Raw genomic sequence first — 26,230 nt, 5'->3', positions numbered from 1 at the left:
GGCGGTCAAACTCTCCAGAGCACTTGAATGGCCCAACCCGCGCACGCCACAAGCCAGACGATCGTGAAAACCTGCAAAACGAGACGGATGCCGACCGGCTGGACGTAGTCCATCCAGATGTCGCGCATGCCGACCCACACGTGATAGAGCAGCGAGGCGATCACCACGAAGGTGAGCACCTTCATCCACTGCGAGGCGAAGATGCCGGCCCACACGTCATAGCCGATCGGCCCGCGCGTGAAGAGCAGCTGCGCCAGCAGGATGATGGTGAAGAGCGCCATCAGGGCGCCGGTGATGCGCTGGCTGAGCCAGTCGCGCAGACCGTAGTGCGCGCCGACGACGATGCGCTTGGAGCCGTAGTTGACAGACATGAGTCAGTTTCCTAATCAGTTGGGGACAGAGCTGAAGATCTGTCCCGCAAATCAATAAAGACCAAACAGCTTGGCGCCGAGCACGAGCGTCAGCAGGATGCTGATGGCCAGCGTGGCGATGGCCGAGCTGTGGCCGAATTCCTTGCTCACCGCGGCGTGGCTCACGTCCATCCAGAGATGGCGCAGGCCGGCGATGAAGTGGTGCAGGTAGGCCCAGATCAGCGCCAGCGCCACCAGCTTGAGGAACCAGCCCGGAACGAAACCAAGGCCGCTGTTGAAGGCGGCCTTGAAGCGGGCATAGGAGTACTCGGAGGACACGGAGGTGTCGAACATCCAGATCACGAAGGGCATCAGCAGGAACATCAGCGCGCCGCTCACGCGGTGCAGGATCGACACGAGGCCGGCCGGTGGGAGCCGGTAGGTGGTCAGATCGGTGAAGGCGTTGATGTTGCGGAACTCGCGCCGCTGTGGTCGGGGTGGTGTGGCCAGCTCTGTCATGGGGACTTTCAGAATTTTTAGAGGGGGCGGCTTGTTCTTTGGCGGAAATGCAAACAACGCAAAATTCTATTGCAACGCACCATCGGGCCGCTTACGCCGAAATGTCAACGCAGTGCTGCGCTCGGATGCTATCGAGATGCGGCCGCGATGAGCTGCGGCGCCGGCGAGCTCAGCCGAGCTCATTGCGGTAGTGGTGTGTGTCGGTGCGGTAGAGACCGCGGCGCAGCTCCATGGGGGTGTCGTGGTAGGTGTGAGCGACGCGCTCCACGCTCAGCAAGGGGGTGGCGGTCGTCACCGCCAGAAGTGCCGCCTGCGCTTCATCCGGAAGCACGGCGCGGATCTTTTCTTCGGCGCGCACCATGCGCACGCCGAACTCGGTCTCGAACATGGCGTACATCGGGCCGTGCCAGGCGTTCAGGCGCTCGGCCGTCAGGCCCTTGAAGGGTGCGCCGGGCAGCCAGAGGTCTTCCAGGATGGTGGGTGCGCCGCGGTAGGCGAGCACGCGCCGCACCTGCAGCACCGCGTCGCCGGTGCGCAGCGCGAGCAGGCGCGCGATGTCGGCGCTGGCGCGCAGCCGTTTGCAGTCGACGATCTCGCGCTCGGCCGGCCCCTCGCTGTCGACGTCGCCGCTGTCGGGCACCAGCTTCAGGAAGCGGTACTGCACATGCTGCTCGGCATGGGTGGCGACGAAGGTGCCCTTGCCCTGGCGGCGCACCACCAGGTTCTCGGCCGCCAGCTCGTCGATCGCCTTGCGCACCGTGCCCTGGCTCACGCGAAAGCGCGCGGCCAGCTCGATCTCGCTCGGGATCGGCTCGCCCGGCTTCCATTCGCCGGCGTGCAGGCTCTGCAGGATCAAGGACTTGATCTGCTGGTAGAGCGGGCTGAACGAGGGCGTCGCCGGCTCGGCAAGAGCGGTGATGGTGGTGGTCATGGCAGGGCGGAAGGCGCCATCGCGGCGCGTCCCGGCCGACATCTTATATAAGACACAAGACTGGCGCCATCGAAAGCGCAAATCGGCATAAAATCCGAGCCGGCCTATGCGACCGGGCGCATCGCCCGGCCCGACCTCCGCGGCCGCAACCGCGACCGCGCACCGTTTTACCTTTCCTGGAGTTTTCCCATGAGCAAAAAGCCTGTTCGCGTTGCCGTCACCGGCGCCGCCGGCCAAATCGGTTACGCCCTGCTGTTCCGTATCGCCTCCGGCGAGATGCTCGGCAAGGACCAGCCGGTTATCCTGCAACTGCTCGAGATCCCGGACGAGAAAGCGCAGAAGGCGCTCAAGGGCGTGATCATGGAGCTCGAGGACTGCGCCTTCCCGCTGCTGGCCGGCGTGATCCCCACCGGCGACCCGCTGGTCGCCTTCAAGGATGCCGACTACGCGCTGCTGGTCGGCGCCCGCCCGCGCGGCCCCGGCATGGAGCGCGCCGATCTGCTGGCCGCCAACGCCCAGATCTTTACCGCCCAGGGCAAGGCCCTCGACCAGGTCGCCAGCCGCAACGTCAAGGTGCTGGTCGTCGGTAACCCGGCCAACACCAACGCCTACATCGCGATGAAGAGCGCGCCCAGCCTGCCGCGCAAGAACTTCACCGCCATGCTGCGCCTGGACCACAATCGCGCCGCCAGCCAGATCGCTGCCAAGACCGGCACGGCCGTGGGCGACATCGAGAAGCTCACGGTCTGGGGCAACCACTCGCCCACGATGTACGCCGACTACCGCTTCGCCACCGTCGGCGGCAAGAGCGTCAAGGACCTGATCAACGACCAGGTCTGGAATGCCGACACCTTCCTGCCTACCGTGGGCAAGCGCGGCGCCGCCATCATCGAGGCGCGTGGTCTGTCGTCGGCCGCCTCGGCCGCCAACGCCGCCATCGACCACATGCGCGACTGGGCCCTGGGCTCCAACGGCAAATGGGTCACGATGGGCATCCCTTCCGACGGCCAGTACGGCATCCCGAAGGACGTGATCTTCGGCTTCCCGGTCACCACCGAGAACGGCGAATACAAGCTGGTCGAAGGCCTGGAGATCGACAAGTTCAGCCAGGAACGCATCGACAAGACCCTGAAGGAACTGCAGGACGAACAGGCCGGCGTCGCCCACCTGCTCTAAGCACAGCCCGTCAGTCACCGGCATGCTCGACTGGAACCCTGCGCTCTACCGTCGCTACGAGGACGAGCGCACGCGCCCCGCGCAGGAACTGCTGGCGCGGGTTCCGCTGCCTACGGCGACCCGCGCGGTCGACCTGGGCTGCGGGCCCGGCAATTCCACCGAGCTGCTGGTGCAGCGATTCCCCGGTGCCGAGGTGATCGGCACCGACAACTCCGAAGCGATGCTCAAGAGCGCGCGCGAGCGCCTGCCGGCCGCGCGCTTCGAGCTCAGCGACATCGCGAGCTGGCGGCCCGCGTCGCCGCCCGATCTCATCTACGCCAATGCCTCGCTGCAATGGGTGCCCGATCACGAGACGCTGATCCCGCGCCTGTTCGCCGCCCTGGCCCCGGGCGGCGTGCTCGCCATCCAGATGCCCGACAACCGCGAGGAGCCCACGCACCGGCTGATGCGCCAAGTCGCGGCCGAGGCGCCGTGGGCCGAGCCCATCGGCAATGCCGACCGGCTGCGAACGATGCTTCTGCCGCTGGCCGGCTACTACGATCTGCTGGCCGCCGAGGCGGCACAGGTCGACGTTTGGCGCACCGTCTACCAGCACCCCATGGCTTCAGCCGCCGCCATCGTCGAATGGGTGCGCGGCACCGGGCTCAAGCCCTTCGTCGACCGGCTGACGCCTGAATTGCAGGCGAGCTACCTGGCCGAGTACGAGCGGCGCGTCGATGGCGCCTATCCCGCGCGCACGGATGGCAAGCGGCTGCTGGCCTTCCCGCGCATGTTCATCGTCGCGCAGCGCAAGCCATGAGTGCCGCCCGGCCGCCCGAAGGCGCTCGCACCGCAGCCGGAGGCGAAGGTGTTCCAATGACTGAATCCGTCCATCCGCAGGAAGTCCTGCTCGGCGCGCAGGCCGGGGCCGTGGTGCTGCCGGTCTGCGACCACTACAGCGGCGTCGAGGCGCGCATGCGCAAGAGCCTCGCGCTGCAGGCCGAGATGGCCCAGGAGTTCGGCGCCTGCGTCTTCGACGTCACCCTCGATTGCGAGGACGGCGCCCCCGTGGGCGGCGAGGCCGAGCACGCAGCCCTGGTCACCGAGCTCGCGCTGGCTGCCGCCCCCGGCATGCGCGTGGGCGTGCGGGTGCATCCGGTCGACCATCCGGCCTTCGCCGGCGACGTGGTCACCATCGCGGGGCGTGCCGGCCATCGCCTGAGCCACCTGATGGTGCCCAAGGTCGAGTCGGCCGAGGACGTGCGCGAGGCGGTCCAGGCGCTCAATGCCGCCGGTGCCGAGGCCTTGCCGCTGCATGTGCTGATCGAGTCGCCTTTCGCCGTGCACAACGCCTTCGAGATCGCCTCCCATCCGCGCGTGCAGTCGCTGAGCTTCGGCCTGATGGACTTCGTCTCGGCCCATGGCGGCGCGATCCCCGCCGACGGCATGGGCGCTGCGGGCCAGTTCACCCATCCGCTGGTGGTGCGCGCCAAGCTCGAGATCGCCTCGGCCGCGCACGCGCACGGCAAGGTGCCGTCGCATTGCGTGGTGACGGAGTTCAACGACGTCGACGCGATGCGCGCCGCCGCGAAGAAGGCGGCCAGCGAGTTCGGCTACACGCGCATGTGGAGCATCCATCCGAACCAGATCCGCCCCATCCTCGAGGCCTTCGCGCCCGACGAGCGGCAGATTCAAATGGCTACAAAAATCATAGCGTCCGCGGCTGCTGCCAATTGGGCGCCGGTCAGTTTTGATGGCACATTGCACGACCGCGCAAGCTACCGTCATTTCTGGCAGGTACTTTCGCGGGCGCACGCCACCGGCCGTGCGCTGCCGCCGGAGGCGCAAGCATGGTTTGCGGCGGCGTCATCCTGAAAACCACACTCCTCAAGGAACAGACACCCATGAAGAAGATTGCCCTCATCGCCGCTGTCGCGATCGCGCTGCCGTTCTCGGCACTGGCCCAGACCGCGGAACCCGCGGCCAAGCCGCCGCTCAAGGAGCGGGCCGCGAACACCACCAAGAAAGTGACACAGAAGGTGGTGCCCAAGCGCGTCATCAAGAAGCTCGAGGAAGCCAAGCCCATCAGCGAAGAGTCCGACGTCGTTCTGTCGCCAGAGGACCTCGAGGTCTCCAAGCGCGTGCTCACCGGCACCATCAAGTGCGAGCTCGGCGCCAGCGTGGCGATCGAGGCCAGCCAGAAGAAGCCCGGCTTCTTCGTCCTGACGCACGGCAGCACCAAGTACTTCATGCACCCCGTCAACAGCCGCACCGGTGCGATCCGCCTCGAGGACCCGAAGGCCGAGGCCATGTGGCTGCAGCTGGGCAACAAGTCCATGCTGATGAGCCAGAAGCAGGGCCTGCGCCTGGCCGATGAATGCCAGGCCAACGAACAGGCGACGGTGGCGGAAGACATGAAGAAGAACCCGCCCAAGAGCCTGTTCGACGGCGCGGACGCTCCCAAGAAGTAATCCCAGGCGCAGGCGGCCCGCCTTTTGCTTGGCCGCCACGATTCCCGATCTCGGAGAAGAGAAGAAATGTTGCAAGCCTACGTTGACCATGTCGCCGAGCGCGCCGCGCTCGGCATCCCACCGCTGCCGCTGTCGGCCAAGCAGACCAGCGAGCTCATCGAGCTGCTGAAGAGCGCCTCCGCCAATGACGGCGAGTTCCTGCTGAACCTGCTCACGCACCGCGTGCCGGCAGGCGTGGACGATGCGGCCAAGGTCAAGGCGAGCTACCTGGCGGCAGTGGCGCATGGCACCGAGAAGAGCCCGCTCATCTCGCGTGCCCACGCCACCGAGCTGCTGGGCACCATGCTGGGCGGCTACAACATCAGCCCGCTGATCGACCTGCTCGACGACGCCGAAGTGGGCGGCGTCGCGGCCGAGGGACTGAAGAAGACCCTGCTGATGTTCGACCAGTTCCACGACGTCAAGGAAAAGGCCGACAAGGGCAATGCCAACGCCCGGGCCGTGCTGCAGAGCTGGGCCGATGCCGAGTGGTTCACCAGCCGGCCCGAAGTCCCGCAGAGCCTCACCATCACGGTGCTCAAGGTGAGCGGCGAGACCAACACCGACGACCTCTCTCCCGCGCCCGACGCCACCACCCGCCCCGACATCCCGATGCACGCGCTGGCGATGCTGAAGAACGCCCGCCCCGGCATCACGCCCGAAGAAGACGGCAAGCGCGGCCCGGTCAAGTTCATCGAGTCGCTGAAGGAGAAGGGCCACCTGGTCGCCTACGTGGGCGACGTGGTCGGCACCGGTTCGTCGCGCAAGAGCGCCACCAACTCGGTGCTCTGGTTCACCGGCCAGGATATCCCGTTCATTCCCAACAAGCGCTTCGGCGGCGTCTGCCTGGGCAACAAGATCGCGCCGATCTTCTACAACACGATGGAAGACGCCGGTGCGCTGCCCATCGAGCTCGACGTGAGCCAGATGGAGATGGGCGACGTCGTCGAGCTGCGCCCCTACGAGGGCAAGGCGCTGAAGGACGGCAAGGTCATCGCCGAGTTCAAGGTGAAGAGCGAGGTGCTGTTCGACGAGGTGCGCGCCGGCGGCCGCATTCCGCTGATCATCGGCCGCGGCCTGACGGCCAAGGCGCGTGAAGCGCTGGGCCTGGCGCCTTCTACGCTGTTCCGCCTGCCGGTCAGCCCGGTCGACACCAAGAAGGGCTTCTCGCTGGCCCAGAAGATGGTGGGCCGCGCCTGCGGCCTGCCGGAGGGGCTGGGGGTTCGCCCAGGGACTTACTGCGAGCCCAAGATGACCTCGGTCGGCAGCCAGGACACCACCGGCCCGATGACGCGCGACGAGCTCAAGGACCTGGCCTGCCTCGGCTTCAGTGCCGACCTGGTGATGCAGTCCTTCTGCCACACGGCGGCCTATCCGAAGAAGGTCGACGTGAAGACACACCACGAACTGCCGGACTTCATCTCCACCCGCGGCGGCGTCTCGCTGCGCCCCGGCGACGGCGTGATCCACAGCTGGCTCAACCGCCTGCTGACGCCCGACACCGTGGGCACCGGCGGCGACAGCCACACCCGCTTCCCGATCGGCATCAGCTTCCCGGCCGGCTCCGGCCTGGTGGCCTTCGCGGCCGCGACCGGCGTGATGCCGCTGGACATGCCCGAATCCGTGCTGGTGCGCTTCAAGGGCAAGATGCAGCCCGGCGTGACGCTGCGCGACCTGGTCAACGCGATCCCGCTCTACGCCATCAAGCAGGGCCTGCTGACGGTCGAGAAGAAGGGCAAGAAGAACATCTTCTCGGGCCGCATCCTCGAGATCGAGGGCCTGCCGGACCTGAAGGTGGAGCAGGCCTTCGAACTGAGTGACGCCTCGGCCGAGCGCTCGGCCGCCGGCTGCACGGTGCACCTGAACAAGGAGCCGATCGCCGAGTACATCAACAGCAACATCACGCTGATGAAGTGGATGATTGCCGAGGGCTATGCCGACGCGCGCACCCTGAGCCGCCGCATCGCCGCACAGGAAGCCTGGTTGAAGGATCCGCAGCTGCTCAAGGGCGATGCCGACGCCGAGTACGCCGCCGTGATCGAGATCGACCTGGCCGACATCCACGAGCCGATCGTGGCCTGCCCCAACGACCCCGACGACGTGAAGACGCTGTCGGACGTGGCCGGCGCCCAGATCGACGAGGTCTTCATCGGTTCGTGCATGACCAACATCGGCCACTTCCGTGCCGCTTCCAAGCTGCTGGAAGGCAAGCGCGACATCCCGGTCAAGCTCTGGATCGCCCCGCCGACCAAGATGGACGCGCACCAGCTTACCGAGGAAGGCCACTACGGCGTGTTCGGCAACGCCGGCGCGCGCACCGAGATGCCGGGCTGCTCGCTGTGCATGGGCAACCAGGCGCAGGTGCGCGAGGGCGCGACCGTGATGTCGACCAGCACGCGCAACTTCCCCAACCGTCTGGGCAAGAACACCAACGTGTACCTGGGCAGCGCCGAGCTGGCCGCCATCTGCTCGCGCCTGGGCCGCATCCCGACCCGCGAGGAGTACATGACCAGCGTCGGCGTGCTCGACGCGGCCAGCGACCAGATCTACCAGTACCTCAATTTCGACAAGATCGAGGACTACACGGAAGTTGCGGCCAAGGTTGCTGCCTGATCGCTCTTCGCCTTTGGCGCAGAAGGAAAAGCCCGCCTCAGGCGGGCTTTTTTTCGCCCATTGACATCAGCGCTGCCGCGGTCTGCGCGTCCGCAGGAAAGAAGGACTCCACCGCCAGCTCCTGCAGCGTGACATCGACCGGCGTGCCGAAGATGGTGGTGGTGCTGATGAAGCTCAGCACCCCCTGCGGCGTGACGTACTGGAAGGGCACGGCCACGCCGGCCAGCTCGCTGTTGTTGGCCGGCGTGTCGTGGCTGACCTGCGGCGCGGGGTAGGCCGCGAGCTCATCGTGCAGCGCGACCAGCGCCGCGTCGCCTGTGGCCGCAATCTGTTGCTGCAGCCGCTCCAGCAGGTGGGCGCGCCACTGCGCCAGGTTGGCGATGCGCGGCGCCACGCCCTCGGGATGCAGGCTGAGCCGAAGCACGTTGACCGGCGGCTGCAGCAGTTCCGGCGCCGCGCCGTCCATCAGCAGGGGCACGAGCGCGTTGTGCGCCACCAGGTTCCAGTGGCGATCCACCGCCAGGGCAGGGAAGGGCTCGTGCCCCTTGAGCACCAGTTCCACCGCCTGCCGGGCGGGCGCCATCGCCGGATCGTCCAGCGAACGCTGCCGGTACATCGGCGCGTAGCCGGCCGCCACCAGCAGGGTGTTGCGCTCGCGCAGCGGCACCTCCAGCCGCTCGGCCAGGCGCAGCACCATCTCCCGGCTGGGCTCGGCGCGGCCGGTCTCGACGTAGCTCAGGTGGCGGGTCGAGACCTGGGCCTCGTGCGCCAGGTCGAGCTGGCTCAGGCGGCGGTGCTGGCGCCAGTGGCGCAGGTGGGCGCCGAAGGAGTCGGCGGCGGTGGGCGGCGGCGTGGAAGAGGTGCTCATGGCACCATCCTAGTGAGGCCGCGCGCGGCAGCCATGACCTCTCAGGTCATCGACCGGCGGCCGGGCGGCCGGAGCGCCGCGGCGCGGTAGCGGTCTGAAACACCCGAAGGGCGCACTCGGGGATGCGCCCTTCGAGCCTCACCTTGTCATCGAACCCTGCTATCTTTGAGGTGCTTCCACGAATACAAGGAGTTCCTCATGGCCCGAGAACCGGCGCACGCATTTGCCTCCACGCTCAAGACCTTCAAGACCGCATCGGGCAAAGCCGGCAAATACTGGTCCCTCAAGGAACTCGCGAAGCAATACCCCAACGTCGACAAGCTGCCGGTCTCGATCCGCATCGTGCTGGAGTCGGTGCTGCGCAACTGCGACGGCAAGAAGGTCACGGCCGAGCATGTCGAGCAGCTGGCCAACTGGCAGCCGAATGCCGAGCGCACCGACGAGATTCCCTTCGTCGTGACGCGCGTCGTGCTGCAGGACTTCACCGGCGTGCCGCTCCTGGCCGACCTGGCTGCGATGCGCAGCGTGGCGCAGAAGCTGGGCAAGTCGCCCAAGACCATCGAACCGCTGGTGCCGGTGGACCTGGTGGTCGACCATTCGGTGATGGTGGACTACTACGGCACGCCGAAGGCGCTCGACCTGAACATGAAGCTGGAGTTCCAGCGCAACAACGAGCGCTACCAGTTCATGAAGTGGGGCATGCAGGCCTTCGACACCTTCGGCGTGGTGCCGCCTGGCTTCGGCATCGTGCACCAGGTGAACCTCGAATACTTCGCGCGCGGCGTCTACAAGAGCCCGAACGACCAGGGCGACCCCCCGGTCTACTACCCCGACTCGCTGGTGGGGACCGACAGCCACACGACCATGATCAATGGCATCGGCGTGGTGGGCTGGGGCGTGGGCGGCATCGAGGCCGAGGCCGCGATGCTGGGGCAGCCGGTCTACATGCTCACGCCCGACGTGGTGGGCTTCGAGCTCGGCGGCAAGCTGCGCGAGGGCGTCACCGCCACCGATCTGGTGCTCTACGTCACGAACATCCTGCGCAGCGAGAAGGTGGTGGGCAAGTTCGTCGAGTTCTTCGGGCCCGGCGCCGCTTCCATCCCCGTGCCCGACCGCGCGACCATCGGCAACATGGCGCCCGAGTACGGCGCCACGATGGGCTTCTTCCCCGTCGACGAGAGGACCGTCGAGTATTTCAGGGGCACCGGCCGCACCGACAAGGAGATCGAGCGCTTCGAGGCCTACTACAAGGCGCAGGGCCTGTTCGGCATGCCGGCGCCTGGGGAACTCAACTACACCAAGGTCGTCAAGCTGGACCTCGGCACCGTGACGCCCAGTGTGGCCGGCCCCAAGCGCCCGCAGGACCGCATCGACCTCGGCCACCTGGCGACCAAGTTCTCCGAGCTTTACAGCAAGCCGCCCGAGGCCAACGGCTTCAACCAGCCGGCCGAGAAGCTGCGGGTGCGCTATCCGCTGGCGCACAACGGCGAGTCGGCCGAGCATGAGCCGCCGACGCCAAAGGTCGGCGCGCCGCTCGACGAGGTGGAAATGTTTGCCAACCGGTCTACCAAGGCCGCCGCGCACGTGGGCGACACCGCGCCCCGCACCAAGGACGAGAGCGTGACCATCGGCAACGGCGACGTGCTGATTGCTGCCATCACCTCCTGCACCAACACCTCCAACCCCAGCGTGCTGCTGGCCGCCGGCCTGCTGGCCAAGAAGGCGGTGGAGGCGGGGCTCACCGTCAAGCCGCACATCAAGACCTCGCTCGCACCGGGCTCGCGCATCGTGACCGAGTACCTGGAGAAGGCGGACCTTCTGAAGTACCTCGAAAAGCTCGGCTTCTACCTGGCCGGCTACGGCTGCACCACCTGCATCGGCAACGCCGGCGACCTGGCGCCCGAGATCAACGAGGCGATCACCAAGAACAACCTGGTGGGCGCGGCCGTGCTCTCGGGCAACCGCAACTTCGAGGCCCGCATCCATCCCAACCTCAAGGCCAATTTCCTGGCCTCGCCGCCGCTGGTGGTGGCCTATGCAATCGCGGGCAACGTGATGGTCGATCTCATGACCCAGCCGGTGGGCAAGGGCAAGAAGGGCAAGGACGTTTACCTGGGCGACATCTGGCCCAGCACGAAGGAGATCGACGAGAACCTGCGCTATGCGATGAACGCCAAGGCCTTCCGCAAGAACTACGAGCAGATCCAGGACAACCCGGGCAAGCTGTGGAGCAGCATCAAGGGCACCACCGGCCAGGTCTACGACTGGCCGAAATCCACCTACATCGCCGAGCCGCCCTTCTTCGAGGGCTTCAAGATGGAGCCGCACGCATCGGACGCGGGCTTTACCGGCGCGCGCGTCATGGCGCTGTTCGGCGACTCGATCACCACCGACCACATCTCGCCGGCCGGTGCGATCAAGGAGAGCTCGCCGGCCGGCATCTGGCTCAAGGCGCACGGCGTCTCGAAGGCCGACTTCAACAGCTACGGCTCGCGCCGCGGCAACCACGACGTGATGATGCGCGGCACCTTCGCCAACGTGCGCATCAAGAACCTCATGATCCCGGCCGGCCCGGACGGCTCGCGCGAGGAGGGCGGCGTGACGCTGTTCCAGCCCGGCGGCGAGAAGATGTTCATCTACGACGCGGCGATGAAATACATCGAGCAGGGCGTGCCCACCGTGATCTTCGGCGGCGAAGAATACGGCACCGGCTCCTCGCGCGACTGGGCGGCCAAGGGCACTCAGCTCTTGGGCATCAAGGCGGTGGTGGCGCGCAGCTTCGAGCGCATCCACCGCGCCAACCTGGTCGGCATGGGGGTGCTGCCGCTGCAGTTCCGCGGCGCCGATTCATGGGAAAGCCTGGGCCTCACCGGCGAGGAGAAGATCGACGTGGTGATCGGCGGCGAGCTCAAGCCGCAGATCGACGTGAAGATCGTCGTGCACCGCGCCGACGGCACGCACCAGGAGGTGACGGTGCGCCTGCGCATCGACACGCCGATCGAGGTCGACTACTACAAGCACGGAGGCATTCTCCCGTTCGTGCTGAGGCAGCTGCTCGCGGCCTGAGTCTGCAGGCTTGGCGTGTTCAGGGACGGCACGCGCTTCGCGTGCCGTTCTTCTTTCAGTTCTTGCCGAGCCGCTGCGACAACTGGTCCAGCACGGGCCGGATGCCCGCCCCCACGTGGATCTGCGGGTTCGAAAAACCGTCTTCCTTGCCGGCATCGATCTCGCGCTGCTTGATCACCGGCACCGCCTCGGCGAAGGCCGCCTCGAAGGAGCGCGTCTTGCGCAGGGCCTCGTCGAACACCGCGCGGCCGAAGAAGGTGAGCTCCGAGCGGTGGCCGCAGCCGTAAGAGGTGTGCTCGGCATCCGCGGCGGTCATGACCAGGCTGTGCTCGGTGGCCAACGGCTCGATCCAGCCGCCCGAATAGCAGGCCGAGATCGCGATCACCCGGTGCCGGATGCCGGCCGCGTCCAGCGCCTCGCGCAGCTCCTTGGGCGTGAGCCAGGGCACGGTGAGCGGCCAGTGGGAGGAGGCCAGCTTGAAGTCGTTGGCGCCGTGGGAGGTCATGTAGATCACCAGCACGTCCTGTTCGCGGTCCATGCGCTCGGCCATCGCCTGCACGGCACGGCGCAGGTTGAGCGGCGTCGCCCAGGGCAGTTCCGCCGAGGTCGTGGCGTGGTTGACCAGGCGCAGCACGTGGCCGCGGGCGTCGAAACGCTCCTCCAGCAGGGTTGCGACCATGGCGCTCTCGCGCAGGAAAACATCCTCGGAGGCATAGGGCGCGAACACCAGGCCGTAGACCTGGGCCTCGCCGGCACGCCGGGGCGCGATGCCGTCGACCGCGCGCTGCCAGACGGCCTGCTGCGCCTCGAAGATCTCCTGCGTCAGATGCAGCCGGGGCCGCTCGGGCGCTGCGGCCGCCGCGCTCGCGTCCGGCTGCCAGACCCGTTCCTGTTCCTGCATCCCGTCCCAGATGCCGAGGGCGGTGATCGCGAGCATCCCAGGCATGTAAAGCGTCAGCCATGCCTGCCGCGGCACGTAGCGCGCCATCAGCCGCACGCCGGCCACGAAGGCAATGCCGAGCAGGCCGCCATAGACCGTCCAGAAGGCGGACGGCGTGGTCAGTGCAGCCGGGAGCCAGCCTCGGAAGTACGCCAGCGACATGCAGCCCATGAGCAGGGTCCACGGCAGGGCGGCCCAGGTCGCCAGCGCGAACCAGCCGCTCAGGGTGGCATCCGCGCGGCCGCGCGACAGCGTCAGCCAGCCGACCCAGAGGGTGATGGCGAAAGCCCAGTAGGTGTTGAGCTCGATGGCGGCGTTGAAGCTCGCCGGTCCGGCGATCTGCAGGCGCTCCAGGCCCAGCATCAGCAGGCTGGGGATCAGCACGATGACGATCAGCTGCCAGGGCGAAGGCGATCCCGTGATGCGCGGCGCCAGCAGGATGGAGGCGCGAAGCCCCTCGGTGATCCAACGCCACAGGCTGAGACCCGGCGCGACGGGGCTCTGCGCGGCAATCGACGCTTCGGCGGATGGTTCGGGGTCCAGGTCTGTCATGCCCGCGATCATGCCCGCCCGGCAGGGATACTTCAGCTGCGACTCGCCTACAGTCCCCGTTTTCGAGAATAATTCTCATTTTGACGCTTTGGATCTGCGGGTGACCTCCATGAACGGCGCGGCGACGGCCGCCATCAGCCTCGACCAGCTTCCCAGCCACCAGTGGGCCACCGTGCTCGACGTGTCGAGGCCCGAAGAAGCGGAAGCGCGCGAGCTCGTGCTTCGACTGACCGAGATCGGCTTCGTGCCCGGCGAGGTGGTGCGCATCGTCGCCAGCGGTGTGCCGAACCGCGAGCCGCTGGCCGTGCGCCTGGGCCACACCACCTTTGCCCTTCGCCGGCACGAGGCCGCGCTGGTTCGCGTCCTGCCGGGAGCCGCGCACCATGGTTGAGGCGACCCTGAGCTTCCAGCCCGGCGCTGCCGTCTCGTCGGCGCCGCCCGGCCGCATCGCGCTGCTGGGCAACCCCAACTGCGGCAAGACCGCGCTCTTCAACCTGCTCACCGGCAGCCGCCAGAAGGTGGCCAACTACGCCGGCGTGACGGTCGAGCGCAAGGAAGGGCTGCTGCGCACCGCCTCCGGCCGGCGCGTGGCCGTGCTCGACCTGCCGGGCGCCTACAGCCTGAATGCGCTGTCGGCCGACGAGGCCGTCACGCGCGACGTGGTCACCGGCAAGAGCGAGGAGGCCTTGCCCGACCTGCTGGTGTGCGTGACCGACGCCACCAACCTGCGACTCAACCTGCGGCTGGTGCTGGAGGCCAAGCGCCTGGGCCTGCCCATGGTGGTGGCGCTCAACATGACCGACATGGCGAAGAAGCAGAGCATCGCGATCGACGTGCCGCTGCTCGCCCGCGAGCTCGGCGTGCCGGTGATCGAGACGGTCGGCGTGCATGCCGGCGGCGCGCAGGGACTGCTGGCGCAGCTCGATGCGCCGGTTGCGGTCGCCCAGCCCGCGCCCTGGCAGGCGCCGGGCCTCGACGACGTGCTGGCCACCCAGCGCGAGGTGCGCCGCATCCTCGCCGCAGCGGTGCGCGAGCCCGCGGGCAGCCTGGCTGCCAGCGACCGCATCGACCGCGTGGTGATGCATCCGCTGTGGGGCATGCTGGTGCTGGCGGTCACCCTGTTCCTGATGTTCCAGGCCGTGTTCAGCTGGGCCAATGTGCCCATGGACGCCATCAAGGACGGCACGGCCGCCTTCGGCGAGCTGGTGAAGCAGGTGGTGCCCGAAGGCATGCTGCAGAGCCTGCTGGTGGACGGCATCATCGCCGGCGTGGGCGGCGTGATCGTGTTCCTGCCGCAGATCCTGATTCTGTTCCTGTTCATCCTGGCGTTGGAAGACTCGGGCTACCTGCCGCGCGCCGCCTTCCTGCTCGACCGCGTGATGGGCACGGTGGGGCTGTCGGGCCGCTCCTTCATTCCGCTCTTGTCGAGCTTCGCCTGCGCCATCCCGGGCGTGATGGCCACGCGCACCATCAGCAACTGGCGCGACCGGCTCACCACGATCATGATCGCGCCGCTGATGACCTGCTCGGCGCGGCTGCCGGTCTATGCGCTGCTGATCGCGGCCTTCATCCCGGCGCGCGCCGTGGGCGGCGTGTTCAACCTGCAGGGCATCGTGCTGTTCGCGCTGTACGTCTTCGGCATCGTCTCGGCGATGGCCGTGGCCTGGGTCATGAAGCGCTTTCGCGACAACCAGCAGCGCTCCCCGCTGATGATGGAGCTGCCGGCCTACCGCTGGCCCAACCTGCGCAACCTCGCGCTGGGCCTGTACGAACGCGCATGGATCTTCATCCAGCGGGTGGGCACCATCATCCTGACGCTGACGATCCTGCTGTGGTTCCTGTCCACCTTCCCGTCGCCGCCCGAGGGCGCGACCGGTCCGGCGATCCAGTACAGCCTGGCCGGCATCATTGGCCGCGGGCTGGAGCACATCTTTGCGCCCATCGGCTTCAACTGGCAGATCTCGATCGCGCTGGTGCCCGGCATGGCGGCGCGCGAGGTGGCGGTCGGTGCCCTCGGCACGGTGTATGCGCTCTCGGCCACCGGCGACGATGTCGCGGGCCAGCTGGAGCCGCTGATCGCCGGCAGCTGGTCGCTCGCCACGGCGCTGTCGCTGCTGGTCTGGTACGTGTTCGCGCCGCAGTGCATCTCCACGCTGGCCGCGGTCAAGCGCGAGACTGGCTCCTGGCGCTATGTGTGGATCATGGCGGCCTACTTGTTTGCCCTCGCCTACATGGCGTGCTGGATCACCTATCGTATGGCCCTGGCACTCACAGGAGGATGAGATGACGCAACAGATCATCGTCGGGCTGATCGTCGCATTGGCCGCGTTCTACGCCGTCTGGCGCTGGATGCCCGCGGGCTGGCGCCGCGCCGCAGCAGCCCGGCTCGCTTCGGGCTCGCAGCGTGCGGGGCTGGTCGACGCGCAGCGCGCGCAGCAGCTGGCTGCGTCGCTGGCCAAGAGCTCGGGCTGCGGCTCGTGCGACAGCTGCGGCAGTTGCAGCACCCCCGCTGACTCCTCGGCGCAAGCCCGGCACAACACACCCGCGCATTGAGCGGCATGAGCCGCACGGCCGCTCCGAAGGCGAAACCCGCAGCGCGCAGCGCGGAGGTTATCCAATGACTGCCGCTCATATCCTGGTCGCAGGCGGCGGCATTGCGGGGCTGGCCTGCGCCCTCGCCCTGGCCCGCCGCCGCCATCGGGTCGACCTGTTCGAACAGGCCGTGGCCTTCGCCGAGGTCGGCGCGGGCATCCAGCTCGGCCCCAATGTCGCGCGCCGCCTGCAGGCGCTCGGGGTGTGGGAGCCGCTGATGCGCATCGCCGCCAAGCCCGACGCGCTCGTCGTCCGCAGCGCGATGCACGGCGGGGAGATCGCGCGGCTGCCGCTGGGCAACGCGATGCTGCGCAGTTATGGCGCACCCTATCTTTGTGCGCATCGCGCCGACCTGCATGGGCTGCTGCTGGCAGCCGTGCGCGGCAGCGGCGCGGTCACCGTCAACACCGGGACGCGGATCACCGAAGCCGTGGCCCGGTCCGGTGCGGTCTGCGTCTCGAGCATCGGCACCCGGGCCTGGGAGGGCGACGCGCTGATCGGTGCCGATGGCCTCTGGAGCACGGTGCGCGCGCGGATCGTGGAGGATGCGTCCCCACCCTGCGCGACGGGGCACACCGCCTGGCGCGCCCTGATCAGGCAGTCGGCGTTGCCGGCTGCCCTGCGCAGCACGCAGATTACCGTCTGGCTCGGTCCCCGCCTGCATGCGGTGGCCTACCCCGTGCGCCGCGGCGAGGCGCTCAACGTGGTGGTGCTGGCCGAGGCCGCGCCGGCAGGGGATGCGCGCGACTGGGACCAGGCCAGCAGCCTGGCCGCGCTGCAGGCCGCCACCGGCCGCACGGATGCGGGCCTGCAGGCGCTATTGGAGGCCATGCCCGCCTGGCGCGCCTGGACGCTCTGCGACCGGCCGCCGCTCAGCGGTCCCGAGCAGATGGCCGGCGAGCGCGTGGCTCTGGCCGGCGACGCCGCGCATCCGATGCTGCCCTATCTGGCCCAGGGGGCCGGCATGGCGATCGAGGACGGCGTGGCGCTGGCCGAGGCGCTCGATGGCTGCGCCGCGGAGGAGGTGCCGCGGCGTCTCGCGCACTATGCGGATGGGCGCTGGGAACGCAATGCGCAGGTGCAGGCGCGGGCGCGCCGCAACGGCGAGATCTTTCATGCGACCGGCCTCGTGCGCGTGGGCCGGGACGCGGCCTTGCGGCTGCTGGGGGCCCGTCTGCTCGACGTCCCCTGGCTCTACGGCGCCTGAATGCTCAGAGGCTGAAGCTCTGCAGGTGGTCGACGCGCTCGGCCAGACCTTCGGCGCCTAGGTAATGGCTGCGCTTGCCGGTGCGCACCTCGGCCAGCGAGCTCTCCAGGTCGGCCAGCATGCTTTGCCGCACCGTCTCGAAGGCCGCCGGCAGGTCCTCGTGTTTCTCGCGATAGGCGTCGGCGATCACCCGCGCCGCGGCCGGCGCGCCGCAGGCCACGCACTCGGCAATGGCGGTCGCGCTGGGCTGGGCGCCGCGCTCCAGCAGCAGCGCCGCCAGCTCGGGCGAGACCGCGCTGTCGATGCCATCGAGTGCATCGGGCGACACCGGCGCGCCCGCGCGCACCAGCGCGGCTGCCGCATGGTGCGCCCCGTGCGCGAGCGCCAGGTCGGTGGCCATCGCGCTCCCGTGCAGGGGGCCATCGAGCGCCACCCCGGTGGCGGCCAGCTTGGCGACGAGTGCCGGATCGTCGGTCGCGACCGCGTGGCGCAGCGCGATGCGCGACAGCCGTCCATCCCGGTCCAACGTGCCCGCGGACAGCGGCGTGCGCCAGTCGACCATGGCGCGGCGGTAGAAGGCCACCAGCTTGTCCACCAGCTCGAGCGCGAGACCGTGCGACTGGTGTCGATCGTCGAGGTACGCGAGCAGCGCCTGGCCCGTGAAGTAGTCGGCGGCAGGCTCCAGCGGATCTTCCTCCAGGTGCAACGCCGCGAAGGCCGCAGGCAGGTCGTGCGCGATGGTGGTCATGCCGTCCTCGTGCATCGCGTGCGCCCAGGCCTCGGGCAGGCCCTGCTTCCAGGCCAGGATATGGCCGTAGTCGGCGCCGGCCTCGACCACCGCGTAGATGCGGTCGCTGTCCTCGAAGCCGCCGAAGGGCAGGGCGGTGAGCCGGCCGTCCCATGGCTGGCCTTGCGCGGCGGCGGCTTCCTGCGCGCTTTGCTGCTCGTGGGCAATCCAGCCCTGGAGGTCGTGGCCGGCGTCGCCGCCGCCGTTCCAGAACAGGTCGGTCCAGCTGACGGCCTCCTCGTAGCCGTTCATGCGCAGGTGCAGGTCGTAGTCGATGCGGCCGCCCGCGGTGCGCTGCCAGAGCGCGACCAGCTCGGGCGGGATCGGCCCGGCGCAGAGCGCCTGCACGGCGGCGATCTGCTCGACCGTCATCGGCGGCTGGGCGTCGAAGATCACGCGCTCGGCGAAGAGCACGATGCCGTGCTCGCGAAGAAGGCTCAACTCGTCGTCGGCAAAGTGATCGGTCATCGTCGGCTCCTTGATTGATCGTTGTTGATCTACAGGTCGGTGCGCAGCTTCCAGATCTCCGGGAAAAGCACCACATCGAGCATTTTGCGTAGGTAGCTTACGCCGCCCGTGCCGCCCGTGCCACGCTTGAAGCCGATCACGCGCTCCACGGTGGTCACATGGCGGAAGCGCCAGAGGCGGAAGGCGTCTTCCAGATCGGTCAGCTCCTCGCCCAGCTGGTAGAGCTCCCAGTGCTGCTTCGGGTCGCGATAGATGACGAGCCAGGCCTGCTCGACGCCGTCGCTGAGTTCGTAGGGCCGGGTCCAGTCGCGCTCGACATGGTCGGCCGGGATGGCAAAGCCGCGGCGCGCCAGCAGGCGCAGCGCCTCGTCGTAGAGCGAGGGGGCGCGCCAGGCCACCTCGACCTCGGCCAGCAGCTCGGGCCGGTGCGCATGGGGCTTGAGCATGGCGGCGTTCTTGTTGCCGAGCGCGAACTCGATGCAGCGGTACTGCCAGCTCTGGAAGCCGCTGGAGCTGCCGAGGTAGGGACGCATCGCGCTGTACTCGGGCGGCGTCATCGTGGCCAGCACGTCCCAGGCATGCACCAGCTGTTCCATGATGCGCGAGACGCGCGCCAGCATCTTGAAGGCGCTCGCGAGCTCGTCTTCGGCGACGCAGCGGATGGCGGCGCGCAGCTCGTGCAGCATCAGCTTCATCCACAGCTCGCTGGTCTGGTGCTGCACGATGAAGAGCATCTCGTCGTGCGCCGGCGAGCGCGGATGCTGGGCGTTGAGGATGGCATCCAGGCTCAGGTAGTCGCTGTAGCTCATCGAGGCGCTGAAATCGAGCTGCGCCTTTTCTTCGTGGACGATCTTTTCGGTGCTCATGATGGGCTTCCCTTCAGGTCACGGCCAGTTTCTGGTTGAACTCGGGCCGCTTCCATTCCTCGTGCTCCAGCACCTGTACCAGATGTTCGACGGCGTTCCAGGCATCCTCGAAGCCGAGGTACAGCGGTGTGAAGCCGAAGCGCAGGATATCCGGCATCTGGCTGTCGCCCGCGCGGAAGTCGCCGATCACGCCGCGGGCGATCAGCGCCTGCACGATGGCGTAGGCGCCCGGGCCGTTGTCGGCGAGCGCGAGGCAGACCTGCGAACCGCGCCTGCCGTGCTCGCGCGGCGTGACCAGCGTGAAGCGGCCCGGGCAGCGTTCCTCGACCAGGGCGATGAAGGCGTCGGTCAGCGCCAGCGACTTGGTGCGCAAGGCTGCCATGCCGCCTCGGCCGTCGTCGAAGGGCTCGGCCGCGAGCACCGAGTCGATCCCGCATTCCAGCGCAGACAGCGCGATGATGGGCTGGGTCCCGCACAGGTACCGCGTCACGCCCGGTGCCGGCCGGTAGTGCGGCGTGAATTCGAAGGGCGCCGCATGGCCGAACCAGCCCGACAGGGGCTGCTCGAAACGGCTCGCGTGGCGCGCATTCACCCAGACGAAGGCCGGTGCGCCCGGGCCGCCATTGAGGTACTTGTAGCCGCAGCCGATCGCGAAATCGGCCTCGCAGTCGTTGAGCGCGACCGGCACCGCGCCCGCGCTGTGCGCGAGGTCCCAGACCGTGAGCGCGCCCGCGGCGTGGGCTGCGGCAGTGAGCGCCTTCATGTCGTGCATGGCGCCGGTGCGGTAGTTGACGTGGGTCAGCATCAGCACGGCGACCTGGTCGTCCAGCACGGCGGGCAGCTCGCTTTCGTCGATGAGCTTCAGCGTGAAGCCGCGCTCGCGGCACAGCGACTCGGCGATGTAGAGGTCGGTCGGGAAGTTGCTGCGCTCGCTGACCACGACGCGGCGGTCGGTTGGCGTCATCTGCGAGAGCGCGGCGAACAGCACCTTGTACAGGTTGACCGAGGTGCCGTCGGTACACACCACCTCGCCCGAGGCGGCGCCGATCAGGCGGGCCAGCTTGTCGCCCAGGCGCTGCGGCAGGTCGATCCAGCGCGCGCTGTTCCAGGAGCGGATCAGGCCTTCGCCCCACTCCTGGGTGACCACCTCGGCGATGCGCGCGGGCGCGGCACTCGGCAGCACGCCCAGCGAGTTGCCGTCCAGGTAGATCACGCCTTCGGGCAGGATGAATTGCCCGCGCAGGGCGGCGAGGGGGTCTTGGGCGTCGAGGCGCCGGCAGTCGTCGAGGGTCATGGTCATGGGGTCGTGAGTTCGCGCAGGACGGCGCGAACGGGGGAGGCATCGGCCGTCACCAGCTTGAGCGGCAGCGCGATGAGTTCGTAGTCGCCCTCGGGCACCTCGTCGAGCACGAGGTTCTCGAGCACGCGCAGGCCCAGGCGGCGGATCACCTGGTGGCTGTCCAGCGTCTTGCTGTCGGCCGGGTCGATGCTGGCGGTGTCGATGCCGATCAGCTTCACGCCCAGCGCCGCAAGCCGCTCGATGGTGCCTGGCGCATAGGCGGCGAGCGCGCCGTCCCAGCGGTCGACCGGAGCGCGCTCGTAGGTGCGCACCAGCACGCGTGGCGGGAGCGCCTCGACGGCATGCGCGAGGTGTGCCCATTCGACCAGTGGACCGCGCGCGATCGCGTGGATCACGCGGCAGGGGCCGAGGTAGGGGGAGAGGTCCACCGCGCCGATGGTCGCGCCCTCGGGGTCGTAGTGCAGCGGTGCGTCTGCATGCGCGCCGACGTGCGGCGAGAGCGTGATCTCGCTGACATTGACCGGGCAGCCCGGCGCGATGGTCGCGGCCCATCGCTGGCGGTAGGGCGTGTCGCCGGGGAAGACCGGCGCGCCTTCATGCACCGGCGGCGAGATATCCCAGATACGTTGGTTCATGGCGCGAAGTTAGCGCCGTGAACAGGGTCGTGGTGTCGGTTATTTCCAACAGAACGCAAACATCGGCAGGGCGCCGATCAGCCCATCAGCCGGCTTGGCGGCCGAGCAGCAGGAACTCCATCAGCGCCTTCTGCGCGTGCATGCGGTTCTCGGCCTCGTCCCAGACCACCGACTGCGGGCCGTCGATCACCTCGGCCTGCACCTCCTCGCCGCGATGCGCGGGCAGGCAGTGCATGAAGAGGGCGTCGGGCTGGGCCGCGCGCATCATTTCCTCGTCCACGCACCAGTCGGCGAAGGCGGCGCGGCGGGCCTCGTTCTCGGCCTCGTAGCCCATGCTGGTCCAGACGTCGGTGGTCACCAGGTCGGCGCCGCGGCAGGCTTCCATCGGGTCCTTGAAGACCTGGTAGCTGTCGGCCGAGCGGATGCCGGCGATCGACTGGTCGACCTCGTAGCCACTGGGCGTGCTCACATGCACCTTGAAGCCCAGGATCTCGCTGGCCTGCAGCCAGGTGTTGGCCATGTTGTTGCCGTCGCCGACCCAGGCCACCGTCTTGCCCTTGATCGAGCCGCGGTGCTCGATGAAGGTGAAGATGTCGGCCAGGATCTGGCAGGGGTGGAACTCGTTGGTCAGGCCGTTGATCACCGGCACGCGCGAGTGCGCCGCGAAGGCCTCGATCTTGGTCTGCTCGAAAGTGCGAATCATCACCAGGTCGACCATGCGGCTGATCACCTTGGCGCTGTCTTCGATGGGCTCGGCGCGCCCCAACTGGCTGTCGCCGGTGGTCAGGTGCACCACGCTGCCGCCCAGCTGGTACATGCCGGCCTCGAAGCTCACGCGGGTGCGCGTCGAGGCCTTCTCGAAGATCATGGCCAGGGTGCGGTCGGTCAGCGGCTGGTGCTTCTCGTAGGCCTTGAACTTCTTCTTGATGAGCGCGGCGCGCTCGAAGACATAGGCGTACTCGTCGGCCGTGAAGTCCGAGAATTGGAGGTAGTGCCGCAGGGCCGGAGCTGTGGTCATGGTGTCGCCTCCGCGAGGAAGGTCTTCACGATCGGCGCGAGGATGGCAACGATCTCGTCCGCCTCGGCCACGCTGAGGATCAGCGGCGGCACCAGGCGGATCACGCTGTCGGCGGTCACGCTCAGCAGCAGGCCGGCCTCGCAGGCGCGGTTGAGGATCACTCCGCAGGGGCGGTCGAGCTCGATGCCCAGCATCAGGCCCTGGCCGCGGATCTCCTTCACGCCGGGCAGGCCGCCCAGCTCGCGCTCCAGCGCGCCCTTGAGGTGCGCGCCGACGTTGGCGGCGTTGTCGAGCAGCTTGTGCTCTTCCATGATGCGGATGGTCTCGATGCCGGCACGCATGGCCAGCGGGTTGCCGCCGAAGGTGGTGCCGTGGTTGCCCGGGGCGAAGAGGTTGGCGGCGCGCGGGCCGGCCACCACCGCGCCGATCGGCACGCCAGAGCCCAGGCCCTTGGCCAGCGGCATCACGTCCGGCTTGATGCCGGCCCACTGGTGCGCGAACCACTTGCCGGTGCGGCCCATGCCGCACTGCACCTCGTCGATCATCATCAGCCAGTCGCGCTCGTCGCACAGCTGGCGCACCTGGCGCAGGTACTCCCAGCGCATGGGGTGGATGCCGCCTTCGCCCTGGATGGTCTCGAAGAACACGGCCACCACGTTGGGGTTGCCTTCGGTCGCCTTCTTCAGCGCTTCGATGTCGTTGAGCGGCACGCGGATGAAGCCCTCGACCAGCGGCCCGAAGCCTTGCTGCACCTTCGGGTTGCCGGTGGCCGACAGGGTGGCAATGCTGCGGCCGTGGAAGGCCGCTTCGTAGACCACGATCTCGGGGCGCTCGATGCCCTTGTCGTGCCCGAACTTGCGCGCCAGCTTGAGCGCGGCCTCGTTGGCTTCCAGGCCGGTGCAGCAGAAGAAGGCGTTGGTCAGGCCCGAGAGCTCGGTGAGCTTGGTCGCGAGCTGCTCCTGGCCCGGCACGTGGTAATAGTTGGAGCTGTGAATCAGCTTGGCGATCTGCTCCTGCAGCGCGGGCACCAGCTCGGGATGGTTGTGGCCCAGGGTGTTGACCGCGATGCCGCCCAACCCGTCAAGGTAGGCCCGGCCCTCGGTGTCCCACACTCGGCAGCCCTGGCCATGCGACAGCGCGATCGGCAGGCGGCCATAGGTGTTCATGACATGGGGCGAGGAGGGGGCGGCAGTGGCGCTCATACGATCTCCGAAAAAGGGAAAAGGGATTCTAGGGGTGCGTTTTGACAGCGTCGTTGAGGATTGCGCATCACAGCAATGTGCGCCTTTGGTGTCTCTCGCGGGACCCGCCCGGATAGAATCCATTGTGCAGCGCAGCACCCGCCTGCGCCCTTCGCGCAATCCATGGTTTCCCCCACCGCCAAAGAAATCTTCATCCAGGGCATCACCCAAGACGGCCGGACCTTTCGCCCGAGCGACTGGGCGGAGCGGCTGGCGGGCGTGATGTGCTCGTTCCGCCCGGGTGGGCCGCAGCCAGGCAGCCATCTGAGCTATTCGCCCTGGTGCGTGCCGACGGTGATCAACGGCATCAAGTGCGTGGTCGTGCGGGCCGAGCTGCGCGATGCCGAGGTGATGGCCTGGGACTTCGTGATGAACTTCGCCCGGGACAACAACCTGCAGGTGGCCGAGGCCTGCCTGGTGCCCGATGCGGCGCCCCCCGCAGGCGCTCGCAAGTAGAAAACACCCGCCCATGAAAAAACCGCCCGAAGGCGGTTTTTCACTTTGCTGCAGCGCACCCAGATCAAACGGCGGACTGGCGGGTTGCCGGTCCGGGCTTGCCTGATGACGTCAGGCGGCGGCCTTCTCGGCGAGGGCCAGGTTCTTGACCTTGGCTGCCAGGCGGCTCTTGTCGCGAGCGGCCTTGTTCTTGTGGAAGATGCCCTTGTCGGCAATGGTGTCGACAATGCTCTGGGCCTTCGCGAAGAGTTCTGCCGCCTTGGTCTTGTCGCCGGCCACGACGGCCTTCTCGACATTCTTCACGGCGGTGCGGTACTTGGAGCGCAGCGAGGTGTTCGCGGCGTTGAGCTTGGTGTCCTGGCGGACGCGCTTGCGGCCCGAAGCGAGGCGCGGGTTCTTTTTCTTGGGCTTGGTGGATGCCATGGCTGGTGTTCCTTACAGTGTCTGCGGATGATGCGGCAAAGCCCTCCATTATAGGGGATCGGCAACCACGGGTCGCGCCAGCCGGGGAGGGTAGTCACAGGCACATACACTTCCGGCCGTGTCGCTCTTCAAATCCGCCTCCACCGTCTCGCTGCTGACGCTCGCTTCCCGCATCACCGGGCTCATCCGCGACGTGCTCATGACTTCGGTGTTTGGCGTCAGCGCGATGACCGATGCCTTCTACGTCGCCTTCCGCATCCCCAACCTGTTCCGGCGCGTGTTCGGCGAGGGCGCCTTCAGCCAGGCCTTCGTGCCGGTGCTGGCCGCCAGCAGGACGGAGCGCGGCGAGCCGGGCGCCAAGGCGCTCGTGGACCATGTGGGGACCCTGTTGACCTGGATGCTGGTGCTGTTCTGCGCCGCGGGCGTGATCGGCGCGCCGCTGATGGTCTGGGCCATGGCCAGCGGCCTGCAGAAGAACCCCGAGAGCTTCGAGGCCGCGGTCGTCATGACGCGCTGGATGTTCCCCTACATCGGCTTCATGTCACTGGTGGCGCTGGCCGGCGGCGTTCTCAACACCTGGCGCAAGTTCGCCGTGCCGGCGGCGGCGCCGGTGCTGCTGAACGTGGCGCTGATCCTCTCCATCGTCATCGGCGCGCCCTGGTTTCGGGGCATGGGCATCGAGCCGATCTATGCGCAGTGCGCGGGCGTGATGCTGGGTGGCCTGCTCCAGCTGGCGCTGCAGATCCCCGCGCTGCGGAAGCTCGGCATGATGCCGCGCATCGGCCTCGGCCTCGGCGCGATCCGCACCGCCTGGGCCGACCCGGACACGCGCCGGGTCGCGCGGCTGATGCTGCCGGCGCTGATCGGCGTCAGCGTGGCGCAGATCTCGCTGCTGATCAACACGCAGATTGCCTCCCACCTCGCGACCGGCAGCGTGAGCTGGATCACCAACGCCGACCGGCTGATGGAATTCCCGACCGCGCTGCTGGGCGTGGCGCTCGGCGTGGTGCTGATGCCCCAGCTCGCGGCCGCGCGCGCGGCGAAGGACGACGCCCACTATTCGGCGATGCTCGACTGGGGCCTGCGCCTGGTGGTGCTGCTGTCGGTGCCCTGCGCGCTGGCGCTGCTGGTCTTTTCGCGACCGCTGGTTGCGGTGTTGTTCCACAACGGCGCCTTCAGCGAGTTCGACGTGCAGCGCACCACCCTGGCCCTGATCGGCTACGGCGTCGGGCTGGTCGGCCTGGTGGCGGTCAAGGTGCTGGCGCCGGGCTACTACGCCAAGCACGACACGCGCACGCCGATGCTGATCGCGGTGGTGGTGCTGGTGCTGACCCAACTGCTCAACGTCGCCCTGGTGCCGCTGCTGCAGCATGCCGCGCTCACGCTGACCATCGCCATCGGCGCGATGATCAATGCGCTGTGGCTGCTCGTGGGCCTGCTGCGCCGCGGCAGCTACCGGCCGGAGCCGGGCTGGGGCCGCTTCCTGCTGCAGGTGCTGGCGGGCACCGCGGCACTGACGGCCCTGCTGGTCTGGGGCAATCAGCACTTCGACTGGATCGGGTTGCAGGCGCAGCGCCTGCATCGCATCGGCCTGCTGGCGGCCTTGGTGGTGGGCGCGGCACTGCTGTACTTCGCGGTGCTGGCGCTCGCGGGCGTCAAGCTGCGCAGCATGGTGCGCCGCTAGATCCACGGTGCATGCCCCGCCTTGACGCTCGGCGCGGCCTCCTCTACAA

General features: G+C 68.2%; 24 protein-coding genes. 12 read left to right on the top strand and 12 right to left on the bottom strand.

The genetic code is table 11. The features are described 5' to 3' along the window. Positions 1-5 precede the first annotated feature (5 nt). The 3 genes from sdhD to AC3A6X_RS11985 form a co-directional block, all read right to left on the bottom strand. A complete protein-coding gene (sdhD, locus tag AC3A6X_RS11995; protein WP_106555151.1) occupies positions 6-371 on the bottom strand; it encodes a succinate dehydrogenase, hydrophobic membrane anchor protein in 366 nt (121 codons plus the stop codon). Positions 372-422: 51 nt separating this feature from the next. Continuing rightward, positions 423-869, bottom strand: coding sequence for a succinate dehydrogenase, cytochrome b556 subunit (gene sdhC, locus AC3A6X_RS11990; protein WP_487842358.1), 447 nt, complete (start codon positions 867-869; stop codon positions 423-425). Positions 870-1,038: 169 nt separating this feature from the next. Then, positions 1,039-1,800 (bottom strand): GntR family transcriptional regulator, encoded by a 762-nt coding sequence (locus AC3A6X_RS11985; protein ID WP_487842357.1) that lies wholly within the window; start codon positions 1,798-1,800, stop codon positions 1,039-1,041. 189 nt (positions 1,801-1,989) lie between these two features. Here AC3A6X_RS11985 and AC3A6X_RS11980 point away from each other — a divergent pair, with 189 nt between their 5' ends. The 5 genes from AC3A6X_RS11980 (at position 1,990) to acnB (ending at position 8,078) form a co-directional block, all read left to right on the top strand. After that, positions 1,990-2,976, top strand: a complete 987-nt coding sequence (locus AC3A6X_RS11980; RefSeq protein WP_068678360.1) for a malate dehydrogenase — start codon at positions 1,990-1,992, stop codon at positions 2,974-2,976. Between the two features lie 22 nt (positions 2,977-2,998). Then, positions 2,999-3,775: a trans-aconitate 2-methyltransferase gene (gene tam, locus AC3A6X_RS11975; RefSeq protein WP_487842356.1), complete on the top strand. Its 777-nt coding sequence runs from the start codon at positions 2,999-3,001 to the stop codon at positions 3,773-3,775. Positions 3,776-3,831: 56 nt separating this feature from the next. After that, positions 3,832-4,830, top strand: coding sequence for an HpcH/HpaI aldolase/citrate lyase family protein (locus tag AC3A6X_RS11970; protein ID WP_487842355.1), 999 nt, complete (start codon positions 3,832-3,834; stop codon positions 4,828-4,830). 29 nt (positions 4,831-4,859) lie between these two features. Beyond that, positions 4,860-5,426 carry a hypothetical protein gene (locus tag AC3A6X_RS11965; RefSeq protein ID WP_487842354.1) on the top strand — a complete coding sequence of 189 codons (567 nt, stop codon included), beginning with the start codon at positions 4,860-4,862 and terminating at the stop codon, positions 5,424-5,426. Between the two features lie 66 nt (positions 5,427-5,492). Beyond that, a complete protein-coding gene (acnB, locus tag AC3A6X_RS11960) occupies positions 5,493-8,078 on the top strand; it encodes a bifunctional aconitate hydratase 2/2-methylisocitrate dehydratase (protein ID WP_487842353.1) in 2,586 nt (861 codons plus the stop codon). A gap of 37 nt (positions 8,079-8,115) precedes the next feature. Here acnB and AC3A6X_RS11955 read toward each other — a convergent pair whose 3' ends face one another. After that, the gene (locus AC3A6X_RS11955) at positions 8,116-8,946 is read right to left on the bottom strand and encodes a helix-turn-helix domain-containing protein (protein ID WP_487842352.1); all 831 of its coding nucleotides are present in this window, start codon (positions 8,944-8,946) and stop codon (positions 8,116-8,118) included. Between the two features lie 198 nt (positions 8,947-9,144). Between AC3A6X_RS11955 and AC3A6X_RS11950 the strand changes: the two genes are divergently transcribed. Then, complete coding sequence (locus AC3A6X_RS11950) at positions 9,145-12,012, top strand: aconitate hydratase (protein WP_487842351.1); 2,868 nt, start codon at positions 9,145-9,147, stop codon at positions 12,010-12,012. 55 nt (positions 12,013-12,067) lie between these two features. On the opposite strand, the gene AC3A6X_RS11945 is transcribed toward AC3A6X_RS11950, so the two are convergent. Next, positions 12,068-13,504, bottom strand: coding sequence for a C13 family peptidase (locus AC3A6X_RS11945; protein WP_487842350.1), 1,437 nt, complete (start codon positions 13,502-13,504; stop codon positions 12,068-12,070). Positions 13,505-13,613: 109 nt separating this feature from the next. On the opposite strand from AC3A6X_RS11945, the gene AC3A6X_RS11940 reads away from it, so the two are divergent. The 4 genes from AC3A6X_RS11940 (at position 13,614) to AC3A6X_RS11925 (ending at position 17,303) form a co-directional block, all read left to right on the top strand. After that, positions 13,614-13,895, top strand: coding sequence for a FeoA family protein (locus AC3A6X_RS11940; RefSeq protein ID WP_309972678.1), 282 nt, complete (start codon positions 13,614-13,616; stop codon positions 13,893-13,895). Further along, the gene (gene feoB / locus AC3A6X_RS11935; protein WP_487842349.1) at positions 13,888-15,786 is read left to right on the top strand and encodes a ferrous iron transporter B; all 1,899 of its coding nucleotides are present in this window, start codon (positions 13,888-13,890) and stop codon (positions 15,784-15,786) included. The genes AC3A6X_RS11940 and feoB overlap by 8 nt, the downstream gene beginning before the upstream one ends. A gap of 1 nt (position 15,787) precedes the next feature. Then, positions 15,788-16,057 carry a DUF6587 family protein gene (locus AC3A6X_RS11930; RefSeq protein ID WP_106555161.1) on the top strand — a complete coding sequence of 90 codons (270 nt, stop codon included), beginning with the start codon at positions 15,788-15,790 and terminating at the stop codon, positions 16,055-16,057. Positions 16,058-16,121: 64 nt separating this feature from the next. Next, positions 16,122-17,303, top strand: coding sequence for an FAD-dependent monooxygenase (locus AC3A6X_RS11925; protein WP_487842348.1), 1,182 nt, complete (start codon positions 16,122-16,124; stop codon positions 17,301-17,303). Positions 17,304-17,307: 4 nt separating this feature from the next. Here the strand turns inward: AC3A6X_RS11925 and AC3A6X_RS11920 are convergent, their stop codons facing one another. The 6 genes from AC3A6X_RS11920 to AC3A6X_RS11895 form a co-directional block, all read right to left on the bottom strand. Then, positions 17,308-18,558, bottom strand: a complete 1,251-nt coding sequence (locus AC3A6X_RS11920; RefSeq protein ID WP_487842347.1) for an ATP synthase subunit B family protein — start codon at positions 18,556-18,558, stop codon at positions 17,308-17,310. A gap of 29 nt (positions 18,559-18,587) precedes the next feature. Next, entirely contained in the window at positions 18,588-19,424 is an 837-nt protein-coding gene (gene kynA, locus AC3A6X_RS11915; RefSeq protein WP_487842346.1) for a tryptophan 2,3-dioxygenase, read from the bottom strand. Between the two features lie 13 nt (positions 19,425-19,437). Beyond that, positions 19,438-20,724, bottom strand: a complete 1,287-nt coding sequence (kynU, locus tag AC3A6X_RS11910) for a kynureninase (protein WP_487842345.1) — start codon at positions 20,722-20,724, stop codon at positions 19,438-19,440. Then, complete coding sequence (gene kynB, locus AC3A6X_RS11905) at positions 20,721-21,359, bottom strand: arylformamidase (protein WP_487842344.1); 639 nt, start codon at positions 21,357-21,359, stop codon at positions 20,721-20,723. Before kynB ends, kynU begins: the two co-directional genes overlap by 4 nt. An 85-nt stretch (positions 21,360-21,444) precedes the next feature. After that, on the bottom strand, positions 21,445-22,377 hold the full coding sequence (argF, locus tag AC3A6X_RS11900) for an ornithine carbamoyltransferase (protein WP_487842343.1): 933 nt from the start codon (positions 22,375-22,377) through the stop codon (positions 21,445-21,447). Beyond that, positions 22,374-23,579, bottom strand: coding sequence for an aspartate aminotransferase family protein (locus AC3A6X_RS11895; RefSeq protein ID WP_309972562.1), 1,206 nt, complete (start codon positions 23,577-23,579; stop codon positions 22,374-22,376). Before AC3A6X_RS11895 ends, argF begins: the two co-directional genes overlap by 4 nt. Before the next feature lie 162 nt (positions 23,580-23,741). On the opposite strand from AC3A6X_RS11895, the gene AC3A6X_RS11890 reads away from it, so the two are divergent. Then, positions 23,742-24,074, top strand: a complete 333-nt coding sequence (locus tag AC3A6X_RS11890; protein WP_309972561.1) for a DUF3579 domain-containing protein — start codon at positions 23,742-23,744, stop codon at positions 24,072-24,074. A gap of 111 nt (positions 24,075-24,185) precedes the next feature. Here the strand turns inward: AC3A6X_RS11890 and rpsT are convergent, their stop codons facing one another. Next, entirely contained in the window at positions 24,186-24,497 is a 312-nt protein-coding gene (rpsT, locus tag AC3A6X_RS11885) for a 30S ribosomal protein S20 (RefSeq protein ID WP_309972560.1), read from the bottom strand. Between the two features lie 118 nt (positions 24,498-24,615). On the opposite strand from rpsT, the gene murJ reads away from it, so the two are divergent. Further along, complete coding sequence (gene murJ, locus AC3A6X_RS11880; RefSeq protein ID WP_487842342.1) at positions 24,616-26,181, top strand: murein biosynthesis integral membrane protein MurJ; 1,566 nt, start codon at positions 24,616-24,618, stop codon at positions 26,179-26,181. Positions 26,182-26,230 lie beyond the last annotated feature (49 nt).

The organism is Variovorax sp. Soil_C_12, from assembly GCF_057657375.1.
The sequence above is the reverse complement of the archived record's forward strand: the minus strand, read 5'-3'. Positions and strand labels throughout refer to the sequence as shown.

Bases quoted from the DNA above. Each gene is read 5' to 3' on its own strand.
- sdhD (WP_106555151.1), bottom strand. From the start codon at position 371: ATGTCTGTCAACTACGGCTCCAAGCGCATCGTCGTCGGCGCGCACTAC.
- sdhC (WP_487842358.1), bottom strand. From the start codon at position 869: ATGACAGAGCTGGCCACACCACCCCGACCACAGCGGCGCGAGTTCCGC.
- AC3A6X_RS11985 (WP_487842357.1), bottom strand. From the start codon at position 1,800: ATGACCACCACCATCACCGCTCTTGCCGAGCCGGCGACGCCCTCGTTC.
- AC3A6X_RS11980 (WP_068678360.1), top strand. From the start codon at position 1,990: ATGAGCAAAAAGCCTGTTCGCGTTGCCGTCACCGGCGCCGCCGGCCAA.
- tam (WP_487842356.1), top strand. From the start codon at position 2,999: ATGCTCGACTGGAACCCTGCGCTCTACCGTCGCTACGAGGACGAGCGC.
- AC3A6X_RS11970 (WP_487842355.1), top strand. From the start codon at position 3,832: ATGACTGAATCCGTCCATCCGCAGGAAGTCCTGCTCGGCGCGCAGGCC.
- AC3A6X_RS11965 (WP_487842354.1), top strand. From the start codon at position 4,860: ATGAAGAAGATTGCCCTCATCGCCGCTGTCGCGATCGCGCTGCCGTTC.
- acnB (WP_487842353.1), top strand. From the start codon at position 5,493: ATGTTGCAAGCCTACGTTGACCATGTCGCCGAGCGCGCCGCGCTCGGC.
- AC3A6X_RS11955 (WP_487842352.1), bottom strand. From the start codon at position 8,946: ATGAGCACCTCTTCCACGCCGCCGCCCACCGCCGCCGACTCCTTCGGC.
- AC3A6X_RS11950 (WP_487842351.1), top strand. From the start codon at position 9,145: ATGGCCCGAGAACCGGCGCACGCATTTGCCTCCACGCTCAAGACCTTC.
- AC3A6X_RS11945 (WP_487842350.1), bottom strand. From the start codon at position 13,504: ATGACAGACCTGGACCCCGAACCATCCGCCGAAGCGTCGATTGCCGCG.
- AC3A6X_RS11940 (WP_309972678.1), top strand. From the start codon at position 13,614: ATGAACGGCGCGGCGACGGCCGCCATCAGCCTCGACCAGCTTCCCAGC.
- feoB (WP_487842349.1), top strand. From the start codon at position 13,888: ATGGTTGAGGCGACCCTGAGCTTCCAGCCCGGCGCTGCCGTCTCGTCG.
- AC3A6X_RS11930 (WP_106555161.1), top strand. From the start codon at position 15,788: ATGACGCAACAGATCATCGTCGGGCTGATCGTCGCATTGGCCGCGTTC.
- AC3A6X_RS11925 (WP_487842348.1), top strand. From the start codon at position 16,122: ATGACTGCCGCTCATATCCTGGTCGCAGGCGGCGGCATTGCGGGGCTG.
- AC3A6X_RS11920 (WP_487842347.1), bottom strand. From the start codon at position 18,558: ATGACCGATCACTTTGCCGACGACGAGTTGAGCCTTCTTCGCGAGCAC.
- kynA (WP_487842346.1), bottom strand. From the start codon at position 19,424: ATGAGCACCGAAAAGATCGTCCACGAAGAAAAGGCGCAGCTCGATTTC.
- kynU (WP_487842345.1), bottom strand. From the start codon at position 20,724: ATGACCATGACCCTCGACGACTGCCGGCGCCTCGACGCCCAAGACCCC.
- kynB (WP_487842344.1), bottom strand. From the start codon at position 21,359: ATGAACCAACGTATCTGGGATATCTCGCCGCCGGTGCATGAAGGCGCG.
- argF (WP_487842343.1), bottom strand. From the start codon at position 22,377: ATGACCACAGCTCCGGCCCTGCGGCACTACCTCCAATTCTCGGACTTC.
- AC3A6X_RS11895 (WP_309972562.1), bottom strand. From the start codon at position 23,579: ATGAGCGCCACTGCCGCCCCCTCCTCGCCCCATGTCATGAACACCTAT.
- AC3A6X_RS11890 (WP_309972561.1), top strand. From the start codon at position 23,742: ATGGTTTCCCCCACCGCCAAAGAAATCTTCATCCAGGGCATCACCCAA.
- rpsT (WP_309972560.1), bottom strand. From the start codon at position 24,497: ATGGCATCCACCAAGCCCAAGAAAAAGAACCCGCGCCTCGCTTCGGGC.